At 61.6% G+C, this 18,211-nt stretch carries 16 protein-coding genes; 5 read left to right on the top strand and 11 right to left on the bottom strand.

The window, feature by feature from the left end; genetic code table 11:
- Nucleotides 1-51: 51 nt before the first annotated feature.
- The gene (gene rnr, locus E8K79_RS00930) at nt 52-2,265 is read right to left on the bottom strand and encodes a ribonuclease R (protein WP_136513055.1); all 2,214 of its coding nucleotides are present in this window, start codon (nt 2,263-2,265) and stop codon (nt 52-54) included.
- Between the two features lie 66 nt (nt 2,266-2,331).
- Entirely contained in the window at nt 2,332-2,931 is a 600-nt protein-coding gene (locus tag E8K79_RS21040; protein ID WP_162604571.1) for a ribosomal eL19 family protein, read from the bottom strand.
- A 147-nt stretch (nt 2,932-3,078) separates the two neighbouring features.
- On the opposite strand from E8K79_RS21040, the gene E8K79_RS00915 reads away from it, so the two are divergent.
- The 5 genes from E8K79_RS00915 (at nt 3,079) to E8K79_RS00895 (ending at nt 9,862) form a co-directional block, all read left to right on the top strand.
- The gene (locus tag E8K79_RS00915) at nt 3,079-5,220 is read left to right on the top strand and encodes a transglycosylase SLT domain-containing protein (protein ID WP_136513053.1); all 2,142 of its coding nucleotides are present in this window, start codon (nt 3,079-3,081) and stop codon (nt 5,218-5,220) included.
- Nucleotides 5,221-5,432: 212 nt separating this feature from the next.
- Nucleotides 5,433-5,867 (top strand): MarR family winged helix-turn-helix transcriptional regulator, encoded by a 435-nt coding sequence (locus E8K79_RS00910; protein WP_136513052.1) that lies wholly within the window; start codon nt 5,433-5,435, stop codon nt 5,865-5,867.
- A 13-nt stretch (nt 5,868-5,880) separates the two neighbouring features.
- Nucleotides 5,881-7,146, top strand: a complete 1,266-nt coding sequence (locus E8K79_RS00905; protein WP_136513051.1) for a TolC family protein — start codon at nt 5,881-5,883, stop codon at nt 7,144-7,146.
- Between the two features lie 63 nt (nt 7,147-7,209).
- Nucleotides 7,210-8,286, top strand: coding sequence for an HlyD family secretion protein (locus E8K79_RS00900; protein ID WP_136513050.1), 1,077 nt, complete (start codon nt 7,210-7,212; stop codon nt 8,284-8,286).
- Nucleotides 8,287-8,305: 19 nt separating this feature from the next.
- Nucleotides 8,306-9,862 carry a DHA2 family efflux MFS transporter permease subunit gene (locus tag E8K79_RS00895; RefSeq protein WP_136513049.1) on the top strand — a complete coding sequence of 519 codons (1,557 nt, stop codon included), beginning with the start codon at nt 8,306-8,308 and terminating at the stop codon, nt 9,860-9,862.
- Between the two features lie 56 nt (nt 9,863-9,918).
- Here E8K79_RS00895 and E8K79_RS00890 read toward each other — a convergent pair whose 3' ends face one another.
- From E8K79_RS00890 to tilS, 9 genes are all read right to left on the bottom strand, one after another.
- Nucleotides 9,919-10,122: a hypothetical protein gene (locus E8K79_RS00890; RefSeq protein WP_407925471.1), complete on the bottom strand. Its 204-nt coding sequence runs from the start codon at nt 10,120-10,122 to the stop codon at nt 9,919-9,921.
- 129 nt (nt 10,123-10,251) lie between these two features.
- Nucleotides 10,252-10,533, bottom strand: a complete 282-nt coding sequence (locus E8K79_RS00885; protein WP_136513047.1) for a peptidylprolyl isomerase — start codon at nt 10,531-10,533, stop codon at nt 10,252-10,254.
- Nucleotides 10,534-10,543: 10 nt separating this feature from the next.
- Nucleotides 10,544-11,263: a pyridoxine 5'-phosphate synthase gene (locus E8K79_RS00880; protein ID WP_136513046.1), complete on the bottom strand. Its 720-nt coding sequence runs from the start codon at nt 11,261-11,263 to the stop codon at nt 10,544-10,546.
- Entirely contained in the window at nt 11,256-12,620 is a 1,365-nt protein-coding gene (gene glmM, locus E8K79_RS00875; protein ID WP_136513045.1) for a phosphoglucosamine mutase, read from the bottom strand. The genes E8K79_RS00880 and glmM overlap by 8 nt, the downstream gene beginning before the upstream one ends.
- Nucleotides 12,621-12,658: 38 nt before the next feature.
- Complete coding sequence (locus E8K79_RS00870; protein WP_246043656.1) at nt 12,659-13,054, bottom strand: YbbR-like domain-containing protein; 396 nt, start codon at nt 13,052-13,054, stop codon at nt 12,659-12,661.
- Nucleotides 13,051-13,809 (bottom strand): diadenylate cyclase CdaA, encoded by a 759-nt coding sequence (gene cdaA, locus E8K79_RS00865; protein ID WP_135870181.1) that lies wholly within the window; start codon nt 13,807-13,809, stop codon nt 13,051-13,053. Before cdaA ends, E8K79_RS00870 begins: the two co-directional genes overlap by 4 nt.
- 46 nt (nt 13,810-13,855) lie before the next feature.
- Complete coding sequence (gene folP, locus E8K79_RS00860) at nt 13,856-14,689, bottom strand: dihydropteroate synthase (RefSeq protein WP_136513044.1); 834 nt, start codon at nt 14,687-14,689, stop codon at nt 13,856-13,858.
- Between the two features lie 2 nt (nt 14,690-14,691).
- Nucleotides 14,692-16,530, bottom strand: coding sequence for an ATP-dependent zinc metalloprotease FtsH (ftsH, locus tag E8K79_RS00855; RefSeq protein WP_135870183.1), 1,839 nt, complete (start codon nt 16,528-16,530; stop codon nt 14,692-14,694).
- A gap of 178 nt (nt 16,531-16,708) precedes the next feature.
- Nucleotides 16,709-18,085, bottom strand: a complete 1,377-nt coding sequence (gene tilS / locus E8K79_RS00850; protein ID WP_136513043.1) for a tRNA lysidine(34) synthetase TilS — start codon at nt 18,083-18,085, stop codon at nt 16,709-16,711.
- Nucleotides 18,086-18,211: the final 126 nt, after the last annotated feature.

Here is an 18,211-nt window from a genome sequence, read left to right as displayed (position 1 = left end):
AGAGCTCAAACAGCTTTTATATCACAGCGCTTAAATCCAGCGCAACAGCTTTCAGCGCCGTTTCGGCTTGGGACGCTTCCCCTTTATCGGGATGCGCTGGTAGGCGTTCCGGACATCGGCGATCGGCTCGATGGGACGCTTCTCCAGGGTCCCGACGAGCGCGAATTCCACCTGCCGCGCCGGCTCGTTCACCCCGGCCACCTTCACCCGGATCTTGTCGGCGATGCGGTACATGGCGCGGCTTCGCTCACCCACCAGGGCGTGGCTCTTCTCGATGTGCACGTAGTAGTCCTGCGGGAGGGTGGCGACCGGCACCATCCCCTCCACGAAGAGGTCGACGAGCTCCACGAAGAAACCAAATGGGGCGACCCCGGTGATGTACCCGTCGTACTCCTCGCCTATCTTGTCGCGCATGAACTGCATTTTCTTGAGATCCACCATCTCACGTTCCGCCTCCATGGCGACCCGTTCGCGCTTGCTCGTGTGCAGCGCGGTCTCGGGGAGCCGCGCCTCGAGCCGGTCCTTATCCGCCTTATTCATCTTCCCGGCGAGCACGCGCTTAAGGATGCGGTGCACCACGAGGTCGGGATAGCGGCGAATCGGCGAGGTGAAGTGGGTGTAACTCGCGGCGGCGAGGCCAAAGTGGCCCAGGTTCTCGGCGCTGTAGCGCGCCTGCTTCATGCAGCGCAGCAGCACCTCGTTGATGAGCCGCTCCTCCGGCTTTCCCGCCACCTCTTCCAGTAGCTTTTGCAGCGCGTTGGGGCTCACCTTTTCGTCTACCACTTTGAGTATGTAGCCGAAGCCGAAGACGAACTCTGACAGGTCCTGGAGCTTGACCGGGTCGGGATTCTCGTGGATGCGGTAGAGCGAAGGGACCGGTGTCGTTTCGAGAAAGTGGGACACCGCCTCGTTGGCGGCGAGCATGAACTCCTCGATGATGCGGTGCGCAAGGTTTCTCTCGGCGCGCACGATCGCCGTGGTTTCCCCCTGGGTGTCGAGGATGATCTGGGGCTCCGGCAGGTCGAAATCGATGCTCCCTCGTCCCGCGCGCACCTTATTGAGCCTGAGCGCCAGGTCTTCCATCACCTTGAGATCCTCGACCAGGTGCCGGTTCGCCGCGATGGTCTCCTCGTCCCGGTCCACGAGAACCTTCTTCACCGTGGTATAGGTGAGACGGGCGGAGCTCTTGATGACGCTCGCGTAGAACTTCTGGTCCACGCGGGCGCCGGACTCGTCGAAGAGCATCTCGGCGGTCATGGTCAGGCGGTCCACCTGCGGGTTTAGCGAGCAGATACCGTTGGAGAGCTCTTCCGGGAGCATCGGAATGCAGCGGTCCGGGAAGTAGACCGAGGTCCCGCGCAGGTACGCCTCGGTGTCCAGGCGCGATCCTTCGGTGACGTAGTGCGCAACGTCCGCGATGGAAACCCAGAGGCGGATCTTGTCCCCCTCGCGAGAGACGGAGACCGCGTCGTCGAAGTCGCGCGCGGTCTCGCCGTCTATGGTGACGATGAGCCGCTCGCGCAGATCGACCCGCCCCTGCCGCGCCTCCTCGCTTACCTCCTGCGGCTCGCGCTCGGCCTCCTCCATCACCTTCGCATCGAAGACATGCGGGAGCTCGTACTTCTTGATGACGGAGAGGACTTCCACTTCTGGGTCGTTCGCCTCCCCAAGCACCTCCACGATGCGCCCCTCAAGCGGGCGCACCCCGGAAGGGTACGAGGTGATCTGGGCGAGCACGATCTGCCCCGTGCGTGCCTTGGCGGCCCCACCGGAGGCCCCGGGGGTCAGGAAGAGGTCGCGGCCGAGCTTAGGATCGTCCGGTATCACGCGCCCCCCCTTCCCGGCTGCCTCGAAGCGACCGACGATCTCAGTGACGCCACGCTTCACGATGCCGGTGACGCGCCCTTCCCTTTTACCGTCACGACGTGTGGAAACAACCTGGGCGTCCACGATGTCGCCGTTCATATATTCCGTGAGGTATCGAGCCGGGACGAAGAGGTCCTCGCCCCCGTCCTCCGGCATCACGAAACCGTAGCCGTCGCGGTGCATGGAGAGTTTGCCGCGCACCGAGCCACCCGCTCCCGCCATGGTATAAATACGCCCCGGAAGCTTGGCGATCTCCCCTGTTTCGACCAGGTAGTCGAGTTGATCGTCCAGGTGTTCCCGCTCGTGACGGGAGACGTTGAGGGCCTTGAGCATCTGCCGGTACGGCACCGGCTCCCCTTTGCCCAGCAGCCTCATGATCGCGTCCTTGCCTTTGCGCATATATAAACCTCCGGGAAAAACAATAAAATCAGCACCGTTGGATAATGCAGAAGGGGCGACGGAAAGTCAAGAAAGGCGATGCGGCACGAATGCCGCGGCAGACGACTCGTCGAGAGGGATCAACGACTCGTCGGGTGCGATCGACGACTCGTCGGGTGCGATCAACGACTCGTCAGGTGCGACCAACGACTCATCAAGCGCGATCAACGACTCGTCGAGTGCGATCAATGACTCGTCAGGTGCGACCAACGACTCATCAGGCGCGACCAACGACTCATCAGGCGCGATCAACGACTCGTCAGGCGCGATCGACGACTCGTTAGGCGCGATCAACGACTCGTCAGGTGCGATCAACGACTCATCAGGTGCGACCAACGACTCGTCAGGTGCGATCAACGACTCGTCAGGTGCGATCAACAACTCATCAGGCGCGATCGACGACTCATCAGGTGCGATCGACGACTCATCAGGTGCGATCAACGACTCATCAGGTGCGACCAACGACTCGTCGGGTGCGGTCGACGACTCGTCCGGTGCGATCAACGACTCGTCCGGTGCGATCAACGACTCGTCCGGTGCGATCAACGACTCGTCCGGTGGGACCGACGACTCGTCGGGTGCGATGAAGGACTCGATGGGCGCGACAGGCCACCCGCTGGAGGTCACGTGCCGGGAGCCCCAGTAGGAACAAAATTCGGAGTTAACCGATGAGAAGTTGGGATTAGTTGTAATTGGTCAATACATTAACAATTGCCTTTTGCGCCGTGCTTCGGTACAAATACGAGGTTAGTTTTGCAACGTAAGGGAGTCTCCATGTTTTGCCGTACCATCGCAGCAGCAGCACTGATGCTTTGCGCCGTCCTTCCCGCCTCCGCAGCAAACCTTAGCAAACCGGCCGACGAGGCTCTCACCACCGCCGCCAAGCGCATGCAGGCCAAGGACTACCGCGCCGCCCGTGACGCAGCCCTTAACATCAACGACCCGGCAATCCGCTCCTTCATGGCGGGGATCGCCGCCGCCAAGATGGAGCAGTGGGAAGAGGCCGCGGCACAGTTCCCCGCCGCTGCGGAAGGTTACCCGCTCTTAGCCGACTACGCCCTCTACTACCAGGGGCTCGCCCTTTCCAAGCTGCAGCGCCACGCCCAGGCACTCCCGCCGCTGTACAAGCTTCTCAAGGACTTCCCGGCGAGCCGGCTCGCGCGCCAGACGCTCATCCTCTACGCCGATTCCCTTGCCGCCGCCGGCTACCCGAAGGAAGCGCAGCAAAGCTATGCCACCTTCGTCGAGCGCTACCCCTCCGGCAGTGATTCCATCTCGGCTCTATACGGGTCCGCCCTCTCCCGCGAAAAGCTTGGAGATACCGCGACCGCCGTTACCGTTTTACGCACCATCTACCTCAGCTACCCCGCCTCCCCCTATGCCGACAAAGCGGCCGCCGAGCTGCAGAATCTCGCGGCAACCGGCATCAAGGCCGAGCCTTACAGCAGCGCCGAACTCTACAAACGCGCCTGCACCCTCTACGATCTCGGGCGCCATCTGAAGGCCGCCGAGGCCTTTGCCGCAATCCAGTTGAACGGTGAAAACGACGACTTCATCCGCAAGGTGACTTTCAAGAAGGGACAAGCGCTGTTCAAGGCAAGACGCTATCAGCAGGCACAGAGCACCTTCGCGGCCCTTTCCGGATACGGCGATGCGGATCTGTGGTTTGCCCGTACCCTGGACAAGGAAGGCAAGGGAGAAGAGGCTTTCCAGCTTTATCAAAAGCTTTCCCAGGACGCGAAGCGTGGAACGGTGGCCCAGGAAGCGATGCTCGAGGCCGCCTACCTGAAACGTTTCCAGAGGAAATGGAGTGAAGCGGCGTCGTTGTTCAGGCAATACCTTGCCGCGGCGCCGACCCAGAAGAACGTCAACGTCCTATGGGAAGCCGCTTGGTGCAGCTACCAGTCCCGCGACTACGCCGATGCCGCGGCACAGTTCAGGAAACTTGCCGAACGCGACGACCTGCGCGACAAGGCGCTTTACTGGCTAGGCAGAACCCTTGCCCTCACCGGCGACGAGAAGAGCGCACAGGTGATGTTCGCCGCGCTGGTCGCGGAATACCCGCTCGGATACTACACGCTGATAAGCAACCAGAACCAGAGCGCCGCCTCGCTCCCCCAGCCCCCCCAGAACCTGGCCGACGTCCTGCCGATGCCGTCCGGCTTCGAACGGGAGAAGGCGCTTATCGCGCTCGGTCTCTTCGAGGAAGCGGCGCGGGAACTCTCACTTTCCAAGAAAGGGAAGAACCCCTCGGGTATCGCACGTCTGTACCTCGAGATGGGGAACTACAACGGCGCCTATCACGCACTCGGGAACGAAAAGCCCAAGCGCGGCGACAACGCCACCGTGCTCGGCGCCGCTTTCCCGCTCGCCTTCCGCGAAGATGTCGCCAAACACGCCGCCGCGGCCGCGGTCCCCGAGAGCCTGGTTTACGCAGTGATGCGCACCGAGAGCAACTATTTCCCCGCCGCACTTTCGCCGGTGGGCGCCGTCGGTCTCATGCAGATCATGCCCGCCACCGCCGAGTCGATTTCCAAGGGTGACTCGAATCGTTTGACCACCCCGGCCCTCAACATCAAGCTAGGCGCACGCCACCTAAAGGACTTGCTGCAACTGTACGACAAGAACCTCACCCTCACAGTCGCCGCCTACAACGCGGGCTCGGGCAACGTGAAGCGTTGGCAGAAGGCGTACGGCGACCTGCCGCAGGACGAGTTCGTGGAGAGCATCCCCTTCCGGGAGACCCGCGAGTACGTCAAAAAAGTAGTAACCAGCATGCAGATGTACCAGCGGCTGTACCGCCTCCCCCCCTACCAGGAGCCGGGTGCACCGAAACCGGTCCTCCCGCAGCAGGCGGTGGAGGAAAGCAAGGTCGCTCAAGACGTGGCCACGCAGCCCTCCCCGTCCCAGCAATAGTCAGCATCGTAAAGCCGACCTCCCCCCGAGGGGGGAGGTCGACACGGTCCCTCACTACCAAACGCCCTCACCCTATCACCTCCTGAAAAACCCCGCTCTCACCCCCTAAATAAGCTGATTGACAGCATACTGATTATGTGCATAATGCTCTCCTTTGCTGGGGCAGCTTTTCGGTCGTGATATCAAACCGTTGCCCTTCTACGGGAGGAGCTATGGAAGCACAACAGACCCCCAACATGGACATCGAAAAAACAGTGGGCTTCCTGCTGGCTAAGGCTTACCAGCGCGCCTGCCTCATCTTCAAGGAACAGTTCGACCAGTACGAGCTGACCCCGCAGCAGTTCGGACTGCTTGGCTTTCTGTGGCAGGAGGACGGCATCAGCCAGTCGCTTCTATCCGCAAAAAGCCAGATCGATCGGACCACGATGGGGGGACTTATCGACCGGCTTGAAAAGGAAGGGCTGGTGATGCGTCGCCCAGACCCTGCCGACCGCCGGGCCTACCGCATCTGCCTTACCGAAAAGGGAAAGGCGCTTGAGCCCGAGCTCGTGCCCGTGGCGCTCAGGGCTCAGGCAGAGTTCATCGCGAGACTGGAACCGAACGAGGTCGAAACACTGACGTCGCTGCTGCAAAAATTACGCAGCTAATCCCGGAGCTTTCATGCATAAAGTCGTAGTTCTACTGGCGCTTCTACTCTGCGCCATCTGCAGTTCCGCGCACGCGGAAACCCTAACGCTGAAGGAATGCCTCGACGGTGCTGTCGCCACGAGCCGCGGGCTGAAGTCCGCTTCGCACGACGTCGAGATTGCGCGGGAGCAGGTAGGCGTCGCCCGGTCGACACGTCTGCCGCGCGTCGATCTGCAGGCGGGTTACGTGGCACAAGCCAAGGCCCAGGCCTTCAAGTTCGGGTCAGAGTCCCAGGAGACCCAGGACCCGCGCTACCCCTTCGCCAACTTCAGCGTTTACCAGACCCTGTACGACTTCGGTCGTACCGGCGCAGCCGAGGGGATGGCGCGCATGCAGAGCGAGGCCGCCCGCTACTCCTACACCGGAAACGAGCAGGACGTCTTCATGCAGGTGGTGCAGGCCTACTACGGCATCCTGACCGCAGTAAAACTCGTCAACGCGGCCGAGGACGAGGTCACCCAGATGCTCTCGCACCAAAAGACGGCTCAGGCGCTCTTCGACGAGGGTGTCGTGACCAGAAACGATCTCTTGCAGGCCGAAGTCCTGGTGGCGTCCAGCCGTCAGAGTCTCTTGAGCGCCAGGAACGAGGTGCAAAAGGGTTGGCTGCTACTGAACTACCTGACCGGTGCGCCTCCTGAGCGCCGCGCGGAATTGAAAGACGACACGCAGCTCCCTCAGACCCCTTCCCTTTCCGACGCTCCCGACATGTCCAAACGGGGCGAGCTATCGGCGCTCAAGGCAGTGGTAGGCGCCGACGAATTCGCGTTAAAAGAGGCGAAGACGATCCATTACCCCGAGTTCTTCGCCAAGTTCGGCGTCGACTACCTTTCCAACAGTAAGGTACGCGAGCAGGCCATCGTGGCCGCCACGGTCGGGCTCAAGGTGAACCTCTTCGACGGCCAGGCATCGACCGCACGCATAAGACAGGCGGTACAGGCAAGATCGCGCGACGAAGAACGGCTGAGGGACATGGAGGAGCGCACCAGACTGGAATACGCGCTGGCGGTGAGCGACATGCTGGTCGCCAGGGACAGGATCTCGGTGGCGGAAAAGGCGATCACCCAGGGGGTGGAAAACCTCCGCATCACCAAGGACCGCTACCAGGAGCACGTGGGAACGGCGACCGAGGTGATCGACGCGCAGACCCTTCTGACCAGAACCAGAACCGACTACTACCGCAGCATCTTCGACCTGCAGGTCTCCGCCGCCCGGGTGAAGAGGGCAACCGGCGAGCTTTGATCCATCTCTAACCATCCAGGGCCTTCCGTTTTACCGGACGCCGCCCCGACCGGAGCAAATACCATGGCAGACCAAACTATCGAAAAACCGCAGCCCCAGGCCAAAGGCGGATTGAGCAAGAAACAGCGCGGCGGCATCATCCTCTTGATCATCATCGTGGCCGGCGGGCTCTTCGGCATGCGCCAGTGGGTACGCAGCAAGACCCATATCGAGACCGACAACGCCTTCATCGAGGCGCACGTCCACTCCGTAGCGAGTCGGGTGCCCGCTATGGTGCAGCGGGTTGCCGTGGTCGACAACCAGTTCGTGCACAAAGGGGACCTGCTGGTGGAACTCGACCCGGCGGACTACCAGGCACGGGTGACGAGCGCTGCGGCGTCCCTCGAGATGGCCAAGAACGAGACCTCCGGCGATTACGCAAGTGTCGAGAGCGCACGCGCCAACGTGAACCTCGCCGCCGCCCGCCTTGAGCAGGCAAGCCTCGACCTCAAGCGCGCCGAGGCGCTGTACGCGAAGGAAGTAATCCCGAGGGAGCAGCTTGACCGCACGCGCACCGCGCACAAGGTGGCGGAGGCGCAGGTAAGGGAAGCACGCGAAGCGGAGAACCGCGCCAAGGCGATGATCGGTGTTTCAGGCACCGGTTCCAAAGACGCACGCGTGGCGCAGAAGCAGGGCGAGCTCGAAGCGGCACGGCTGAACCTCTCCTACACCCACGTCGTCGCGCCGAGCGACGGGTATGTGACCCGCAAAGGCGTGGAGGTCGGCAACTTCGTCCAGCCCGGACAGGCGCTCATGGCTATCGTCCCGCTCGAAGACGCCTGGATCACCGCGAACTACAAGGAAAGCCAGCTGAACGCCGTACGCCCCGGGCAGTCCGTCGAGTTCACCGTGGACGGCTACCCCGGGCGCCACTTCTCCGGCAAGGTGGAAAGCATCATGGCGGGCACCGGTGCCGCCTTTTCCCTGCTGCCGCCGGAGAACGCCACCGGCAACTACGTGAAGGTGACACAAAGGATCCCGGTCCGCATCGCCATCGACAAGACGAGCGATCCGGAACACGTCCTGCGCGTCGGCATGAGCGTGGTACCGACCATCCTGACCGGGCAGAGTTTCGGGCAGGTAGTCGGGTTCGGGCACTAGCACTCCTTTTGGCGGTACCATGAACAGCGCTGAAGAAAAGAACATCAACAAGTGGCTGATCACGATAACGGTGATGCTGCCGGCGATCATGGAGATCGTCGACACCTCGGTCGCCAACGTGGCGCTGCCGCACATGCAGGGGAGCCTTAACGCAGGTACCGACGAGGTCACCTGGGTGCTCACCTCGTATCTCGTGAGTAACGCCGTCGTCCTCCCCATGACCGGCTGGCTCGCGGGGATCTTCGGCCGCAAGCGCTTCCTCATCACCTGCATCACCCTCTTCACCCTCGCCTCGCTCATGTGCGGCGCGGCACCCAACCTAGGTCTCCTCATCTTCTTCCGGGTGCTGCAGGGGGCGGCCGGGGGGGCGCTCATACCGATGAGCCAGGCGATCATGATGGAGACCTTCCCGCCGTACCAGCAGGGTATGGCGATGGCCATCTTCGGCGTCGGGGCCATGTTCGGCCCGATCATCGGCCCGGCCCTCGGGGGATGGATCACCGACAACCTGAACTGGCGCTGGATCTTCTACATCAACATCCCGATCGGCATAGTGGCCGTGGTCATGGCGACCTTCTTCATCTACGACCCGAGCTACATCAAGCGGGCCCGAACATCGATCGACTACTGGGGATTGATGCTCCTGACGGTGGGACTCGGCGCCCTGCAGATCGTACTCGACAAGGGACAACAGGACGACTGGTTTAACTCCGGCTTCATCGTCGCTTGTTCGGTCGTCACCGCCGTTGCGCTCAGCGCGCTGATCTACGTGGAGCTCAATCACCCGCACCCGGTCGTCAATCTGCGCCTGTTCAAAAACGTCTCCTTCTCGGCGGGGAACCTGATCATGTTCGCGGTGGGTTTCTGCCTTTACAGCTCGATCATGCTCATACCGATGTTCCTGCAGACCCTCATGGGGTACAACGCGACCATGGCTGGCATGGTGCTCGCCCCGGGGGGTGTCGCGACGCTCATCTGCATGCCCTTCGTCGGCGCGATCATCCAGCGCTACGACGGCAGGAAGGTCGTCTTTGTCGGCCTCATCATCGCCGCCTACTCGATGCACATGATGCAGGGTTTCACGCTGGAGGCCGCCTACCGCGATTTCGTATGGCCGCGCGTCGTGCTGGGCGTGGGGCTTGCCATGATCTTCGTTCCGCTGACCACGGTCACCCTCGCCTCCATAACGAAGGAGGAGATGGGAAACGCGACCGGCATCTTCAGCCTGTTGCGCAACATCGGCGGCAGCGTCGGGATCGCCATCGCAGCCACGCTCCTCGCGCGTTACGGCCAGTTCTACCAGACCAGCCTGGTGGCCCATGTGACCCCGTACAACCCGCTCGCACAGTCCCAGATCGCGGTACTCAAACAGGCCATGATGGGGCGCGGTCTGGGACCAGTCGCCGCCGAGCAGGGCGCGCTTGCCATCATCTACGGCAAGATCTCGCGGCAGGCCTACATGCTCTCCTACAACAGGATCTTCTTCATCGTAGGCATCGCCTTCGTGGTGATCATCCCGCTCTTGCTGCTTCTGAAGAAACCCCAGAAACACCTGCCGCCGGGAGCGGTGCATTAATAATAGAAAAGGGCGGGGGATGTCCCCCGCCCTTCTTAGTAACCGGGCTCTGCCGGTTATTTCTTTTTCTCTTCCTCTTCAGCCATCCGCTTTTCGTGCGCCTCGCGGATCTGATCCATTTCCTGCCAATGGGCGTCCCAGTCCTTCTTCCTAATGAAGTGCAGAGCGAAACTCCCGAGGACGATGCAGACCCCGAAAAAGAACTGCATCACCTTGAACCCTTCGGCAACTCCGTAGATCATACAGCCGACCCCGGCCAGGCCAAGCAGGAAGGGAGCGCTGAAGATGAGGCTTCCCAGGGATTGCTTCTCTGCCATCTGATTTCCTCCGTGTCACCGACATCCGGGCGAATGATTATTCGCCCCTACATCTGGAACCATTGTTCGCCCTTACGCGGTGCGGTTGGTGATCTCTATCAGGTGGTAGCCGAACTGGGTACGCACCGGGCCGAGCACCTTGCCCACTTCGCCGCTGAAGACCACCTTGTCGAACTCTTCGACCATCTGGCCGGGGCCGAACTCTCCGAGAAGTCCCCCCTGGTTGCCGGACGGGCAAAGGGAGTGAGCCCTTGCGACCTCGGCAAAGTCGGCACCCGCTTCGATCTTTTCCTTGAGTGCGAGACACTCGGCCTCGGTTTCCACCAGTATGTGACGCGCTTTTGCTCTTGCCATGTTTGTCTCCTTATGAGTAGCGGACCAGTTCGGACATATCACGTACGGCGCGGTCGAGACCGACCAGGATGGCGCGCGACATGATGGAATGCCCGATGTTGAATTCCTCGATGCCGCCGATCGCGGCTACCTTCTTCACGTTTGTGTAGTTTAGGCCGTGCCCGGCGTTGACGCCGAGGTCGAGCTTACGCGCGAGCTTCACCGTGTTCTCGATCTTGATCAGCTCCTGCTCCTCTTCTTTCCAGGTGGGCGCATCGGCGAAGGAACCGGTGTGGATCTCGATGTAATCGGCGCCGATCTTGTTGGCGACCTTGATCTGATCGGGATCGGGATCGATGAAGAGGCTCACGATGATGCCTCCCGCCTGCAGCTTCTCGATGGCGACCTTCAACGCTTCCTGATGTATCCGGACGTCGAGCCCCCCTTCGGTGGTCAGCTCGGCCCGCTTCTCGGGGACCAGGGTGCAGCACTCCGGCTTCACCGCAAGGGCGATGGCGATCATCTCGTCGGTTGCCGCCATTTCCAGGTTCAGCTTGGTCTGCACGGTCTGGCGCATGATCTTGAGATCACGATCCTGGATGTGCCTTCTGTCCTCGCGCAGGTGGATGGTGATGCCGTCGGCGCCCGCCAGTTCGGCAATGGCCGCGGCCGCGATCGGATCGGGCTCACTCCCGCCCCTTGCCTGCCTCAGAGTCGCTACATGGTCGACGTTGACGCCCAGTTTAGCCACGGTTATCTCCTCCCAGGGCCGACGCCGCGGTTTCGGCTATCTCGTTGGCCCAGTTGCGAATTTTCGTCTCGTCATCACCTTCTAGCATGATGCGCAAAAGGGGCTCGGTGCCGGACCACCGGATCAGCACCCTCCCCTCCCCTTTCAGCCTACCCTCTACGTCGTTCACGAGGTTCGCGATCTCGGGGACCTGCATCACGTCGGTCTTCTGCGAAAGGCGCACGTTCACGAGCACCTGCGGCAGGGAGTGCATGACGAGGGCGAGCTCGGAGAGGCGCTTCTGGCGGCGCTGCATGATGGCGAGCACCTGCAGTGCGGAGAGGATGCCGTCACCGGTTGTGTTGTGGTCGAGGAAGATCATGTGGCCGGACTGCTCGCCGCCCAGGTTGTAGCCGCCTTTCAGCATCTCTTCCACGACGTAGCGGTCACCGACGGCGGTCTTGATAACCTCACCACCGGCGCGTTTCATCGCGATATCGAGACCCATGTTGCTCATCACGGTGGCGACCAGGGTGTTTTGCTTCAGGGTTCCCTGGCGGATCATCTCGGTCCCGCAGATGGCCATGATTTTGTCGCCGTCCACCACGTTGCCGTACTCGTCGACGAAGATGACGCGGTCCGCGTCGCCGTCGAGCGCTACGCCCAAGTCTGCGCCGTGCATCTTCACCGCCTCGCTCAGCACCTCAGGGTGCAACGAGCCACACTCCGCGTTGATGTTGGTGCCGTTGGGCTTAACACCGATCGTTATCACCTCGGCGCCCAGTTCCTCGAACACCGCCGGGGCGACCTTGTACGCCGCGCCGTTGGCGCAGTCGAGAACGATCTTCAGCCCGGAGAGGTCGAGGTCCTTCGGGAAGGTGCTCTTCAGGAAGACGACGAAGCGCCCCTGGGCGTCGTCGATGCGGTACGCCTTGCCGACCTCTTTCGCGGTCGGGCGTAAAGAGTCGATGCGTTTCGAGAAGATCAAGTCCTCGATCATCAGCTCGGTCTCGTCCGGCAGCTTGAAGCCGTCGCTCGAGAAGAACTTGATGCCGTTATCCTCGAACGGGTTGTGCGAGGCGGAGATCACGACACCCGCATCGGCACGCATCGAGGAGGTGATGTTGGCGATGCCCGGCGTCGGGAGCGGGCCGACCAAGAGGACGTCGACGCCCATGGAGCAGATGCCTGCCATGAGCGCGCTCTCGAGCATGTAGCCGGAAAGACGGGTGTCCTTGCCGATGACGATGCGGTGGCGTTTCTTGCCGTTTTTGAATATGTAGGCGGCGGCGCGGCCGATCTGCATCGCCATCTCCGCCGTCATCGGGTAGACGTTGGCCACACCGCGGACCCCGTCGGTACCGAAAAGTTTCTTCATTCTCTTCACCTCGTAAAAATAGTCATTCTAAAACAGCCTTACTTCTGGTCCCTGCTGGTAAGCGCGATGGTTACCGTCGCGGGGGCGACGTGAACCACCTTGATCTCCGGATCGAGATCGAAAAGGCCGTCCTTCAGCGAGATCTGCTGCTGCCCCGCATTGGCGCCGGTCAGATCGATCCTGAGACGGGTCTGGTGAAACGGCAGCAGGAACAATAGAATCCGCGGCCCGGAGACAACGACCTCTGCCTCGGCCGGTGCTACCCCGTCAAGCTGCAGCCCCGGCGGCATGCGATCAAGGCCGACGGGAACGGTGAGCACCATCTCCCCGGGTCGCTCGACGATCACGCTGAGCCAGATCAGGACGGCCAGCAGCACGGAAAGCGCCTTGACCCCCTTCAGCCATTCATGCCCTCTTGCGTGCATGGTCGTCATTTGAGCCACCTCGGTTCGACGAGCCTTCTAAGCGTCTTGCCCAGGGACGGCATGTCCACCACGTCGGTCTTCTTCCCCCCCACAACCACCGAGGCAGTCCCGGTCTCCTCGGATACCACGACAACCAGGGCATCGACCAGTTCGGAGAGGCCGATGGCAGCGCGGTGCCTGGTGCCGAGGGCTTTGTTCACCTCAAGGTTCTGGGTGAGCGGCAGGAAGCACCCCGCCTTGGTCAGCTTGCCGTGCTGGATGATCACGGCGCCGTCGTGAATAGGCGAATACGGCAGGAAGATCGAGGAGATCAGCTCGCTCGTCACCTTGGCGTCGATGTCGGTGCCGACGGCTAGGTAGCTGTCCACCGAGATGGCGCGCTCGATGACGATGAGCGCGCCGATCTTCTTCTGCGCAAGCCCCGCGACGGCGAAGACGAGCTCGTCAATGACGTCGGACATCTCGACGTCCTTCTCGGTGCGGCTTCTGGTCAGCGTGGCGAAGGCCCTGCGGATGTCGGTCTGGAAGATGACCGCGAGACCGACCACGGAGGAGGCCAGGATCAGGTCGATGATGAGCCGGACGGTCTGCAGGGAGAAAAAGCGCGCCAGGAGATGAAGGGCCACGAGTGCCGAAAGGATGGCGAGGATGCGCAGCGCGAGCACTCCCTTCAGGAGCCGCGCCAGCCTGGAGATGATCAGTATCGCGAGCGACAGGTCCAGGAGGTCCCGCAGTATGCCTATGTTTTGCAGGAATGAATTCATCCGCACCGGTCGGGAAGCAGCGCTTCCGGTTTGTCGGGCCTGCGGGTTACATGAGCGCCCGCGTCATGACGGCGACATCCCTCATGGCTGCCACGTCATGAACCCGTATGATGGCGGCTCCGTGCACGATCGACATGACGACCGCGGCTGCCGTGCCGAATATCCTCTCTCCTCCGTCCCTTCCGGTGACCGCCCCGATGAACGACTTCCGGGAAGGCCCTACCAGGATCGGACAGCCAAGCGGCCTGAATTCCTCAAGCCGTTTGATAAGCTCCAGGTTCCCCTGGACGCTCTTACCGAAGCCGAGCCCCGGATCGACGACGATGCGCCCCGCAGGGACACCGGCACGTCGGGCGAGTTCGATGGAGCCTGTCAGGTAGTCCTTCACGTCGGTGATCAGGTCGTCGTAGTTCGTGTCCTTCTGCATGGTGTCGGGCATGCCGCGGGTGTGCATGACCACCACTCCCGCGTCGGATTCGGCCACAACGGCGGCCATCTCAGGATCGAACATGAGGCCGGTGACGTCGTTGACGATCTCGGCCCCGGCGGCGCAGGCTGCCTTCGCAACCCCCGCCTTATAAGTATCGATGGAGATGGGGACCGAGATGTTGCCTTTGAGCCCCTCTATAACGGGAAGCACCCGGTCCAGTTCCTCCTGCAGGCTTACCGCAGGGGCATCGGGCCGGGTGCTTTCGCCGCCGATATCGATGATGTCGGCCCCCTCACGCTCCATCTCGCGGGCCCGTTCCACCGCCCTCTCAACGGAGAAGAAGCGCCCCCCGTCCGAGAAGGAGTCCGGAGTCATGTTCAGGATGCCCATGATCTGCGGACGCTCCAGGGACAGGGTGCGTCGGGAAAGTTCCCACTTCTGAACCTGCATCGTTACGCGGTTACGACAGGCTCGGAGGCGATCTCCTTGCCTTCGATGATGCGGTCCACTTCCTCGCCGGTCAGGTTTTCCTTCTCGATGAGTGCGTGGGAGATGCGGTGCAGGGCGTCGAGGTTATTCCGCAGCAGATCCTGCACGCGGGCGTAGTTCTGCTCGACGATGAGCCTGATCTCGTGGTCGATCTCGATGGCGGTCGCCTCGGAGTAGTTCTTCTGGTGCGCCATGTCGCGCCCGAGGAAGATCTGCTCGTCCTTTTTGCCGAAGGAAACGGGACCGAGTTTCTCGCTCATGCCCCACTCGCAGACCATCTTGCGTGCGATGTCGGTGGCGCGCTCGATGTCGTTGCCCGCGCCGGTGGTCATGGAGTTGAAGATGACCTCCTCGGCTACGCGGCCGCCAAGGAGCACGGCGATGCGGTCAAGCAGCGACTCGCGGGAGTAGCTGTGCTTGTCTTCGATCGGGAGCTGCATGGTGACGCCGAGAGCGCGCCCACGCGGGATGATGGAGACCTTGTGCACCGGGTCCGCGCCCGGGATGAGTTTCGCGATAAGGGTGTGCCCCGCCTCGTGGTAGGCGGTGTTTTTCTTCTCCTCGTCGGAGATGACCATGGAGCGGCGCTCGACACCCATGAGGACCTTGTCCTTCGCGTCGTCAAAGTCGATCATCTCGACCATGCTCTTTTCCTTGCGTGCGGCGAGGAGCGCGGCCTCGTTGACCACGTTGGAGAGGTCCGCACCGGAGAAGCCCGGGGTACCGCGGGCCACGACGCCGAGGTCGACGTCCGGAGCGAGCGGGGTTTTCTTGCAATGCACCTTGAGGATCATCTCGCGACCCTTCACGTCGGGACGCGGCACAACGACCTGGCGATCGAAGCGGCCCGGACGAAGGAGCGCCGGGTCGAGTACGTCGGGACGGTTGGTAGCGGCGATGAGGATGACCCCTTCGTTAGACTCGAAGCCGTCCATCTCTACCAGGAGCTGATTCAGGGTCTGCTCACGCTCGTCGTGACCGCCGCCAAGACCAGCGCCGCGGTGACGGCCCACTGCGTCGATCTCGTCGATGAAGATGATGCAGGGAGCGCTCTTCTTACCCTGCACGAACAGGTCGCGCACACGGGAGGCGCCGACGCCGACGAACATCTCGACGAAGTCGGAACCTGAGATGGAGAAGAAGGGAACGCCCGCCTCACCCGCGATGGCGCGGGCAAGAAGTGTCTTGCCGGTGCCCGGAGGGCCCATGAGCAGGACGCCTTTCGGGATACGGCCGCCGAGTTTGGTGAATTTCTTCGGGTCCTTCAGGAAGGAGATAATCTCCTCAAGCTCTTCCTTGGCCTCCTCGATGCCGGCTACGTCCTCGAAAGTGACGCGCCCCTGCGCCTCGGTGAGAAGCTTTGCGCGGCTCTTGCCGAAGGCCATCGCCTTACCGCCGCCACCCTGCATCTGGCGCATGAAGAAGATCCAGACCGCGACGAGGAAGATGATCGGGAACCAGGAGATGAGCAGCGAGAACCAGGAGAAGTGCTCCTCCTCCGGGCGGGCCGACACGGCGACCTTCTTCTCGATCAGCAGGTCGGTCAGCTTGGCGTCTGCCGGCTTGAAGGTCCTGAACTCCTTGCCGTCGGCGAACTTGCCTAAGACCTCGTCCCCCTGGATGACGACGCTCGCCACCGGACGGTTCACGTTCTTAACCTTGCCGGTTTCCACGGCCTCGATGAAGTCGCTGTAGTCGAGTTTTTCCTGGGTCGGCTTCGGCTTGTTGAACAGGTTGAACAACAGGATCATCATCAAGCTGATAACGAGCCAGAGCGCCAAGTTTTTATAGAATTGATTCAAGTTTCCTCCCGATTAATCGGTGTGCCGCAACTCCGTGTACTATCAGTGTTTGTCGTTGATACATAGCACGGGCCGCGAGGTTGAAGTTCGTCTTATGCCTAGCATTTATGAGAAAGAAAGAAAAAGCATTCAAATGAGTAAAAAGGATTACCATAAAGGGTGCAGGTTGACAAGAGCTTTAAGGTGTAATTTCAAGAATTTCCAAACGTAAAACCGCGTCAGCTGCGGGTTTTACCCGTCCTTTCTCGGCAAGTCTCACACCGGCTACCCAGATGACATCCCCTTCGCTGAAAACAAGCGGCACTCTGCTGCGCTCGTGCGGCGGGAGTTTCTTGTTGATGAAGAGCTCCTTCACCTTCTGTGAGCCGTTCAGCCCCAGCGGGGTGAAGCGGTCACCGGCTGCAAAAGGGCGCACAAGCCATGGAAAAGGTGCGGCTTCCGCCGACACGTAGGCGATCTTCTCAGAACCGGTCACGAGGTCGGCAGGGCGCGGCAACCGCTGCACGCTGAGCGTCATGCCGTTCGGCAAGGGGTAGCTCCCCTCTCCGGAAATAGTCATCTCCCAGCTCTGCTCGATGGGCTTAGTTACGGAGGTGAAGCGAAGTTCGTCGTAGCTGCGCTCAACGCGAAGATCGCCCGGGAGGTTTAAGTTCGCGTTGGGGCGACTGGAGGCGACGAGGCGGTCGATCGCCTCGAGGTGCGTCAGGGCGATGCGCATGAGGTCTCCGCGCAGTTCGCGCAGCGCGTGACGGTACAGGCGCAGACGCAGACCGCGGCGTTCACCTAGCAGGGAGGCGATCCCCAGGCGGACGTTTTCATCCTCACAGCGGGCCAAACGAGAGAAAGTCTCGTCAGTCAACTGCTCGAGGAGTTCCTCGTCCGAGGCGAGGATCTCCGCGGTGGCCGCGAGTCGCTCGGTTACCTTGGGGTTGTACCTTTTGAGCAGTGGGATCAACTCGTGCCGAATGCTGTTGCGCAGGATCGCGGTATCCGCGTTAGTCGAATCGGTACGCCAGTTTAGGCCGTGTTCTGTCAAGTAACGCTCAAGCTCGGCGCGGGTCACCTTCAGGAGCGGGCGTTTCAGCATGTTGTCGCCTACCGCAGCCATAGCGCTCAGCCCTGCACCGCCGGAGCCGCGCAAGAGGCGGATCAGCACCGTCTCGGCCTGGTCGTCCATGTGGTGGGCCAAGGCGATGCTCGTCGCGCCGTGACGGCGTGCGACCTCGCGGAAAAAAGCGTAGCGTGCCTGACGTCCGGCATCTTCAAGGGAAAGCCCTTCCGCAGCGGCGAAAGAGCCGACATCGACCCGGATGGAGAGAAAGGGGATATGGTAGCGGGCGGCGAGGTCAGCGACGAAGCGTTCGTCACCGTCTGATTCCGCGCCTCTCAGGCAGTGGTTCAGATGAGCGACAATGAGTTTCAGGCGTTCAGTATCGAGTCGCGTAAGGATATCGAGGAGCGCCACCGAGTCGGCGCCGCCCGAGACCGCGACCACCACGGTCTCACCGGGGGTGAAGAGGTACTGTGCACGGACTTTGGCGAGTAGGTCTTTCAAACGGCACGAACTCCTTGAGTGTTGAGTAGAGAGAGTGACGAGGAATTCGACTGGTTAGGATATCTGTTTCGTCAGTCAAGTGATCCCCCTCTCCCGGAGGGAGAGGGGGATCATAGAAGTTGGAGC

The organism is Geomonas edaphica (assembly GCF_004917075.1).
GTDB classification, from domain to species: Bacteria; Desulfobacterota; Desulfuromonadia; order Geobacterales; family Geobacteraceae; genus Geomonas; species Geomonas edaphica.
This window is presented reverse-complemented; position numbering and strand designations above follow the sequence as displayed.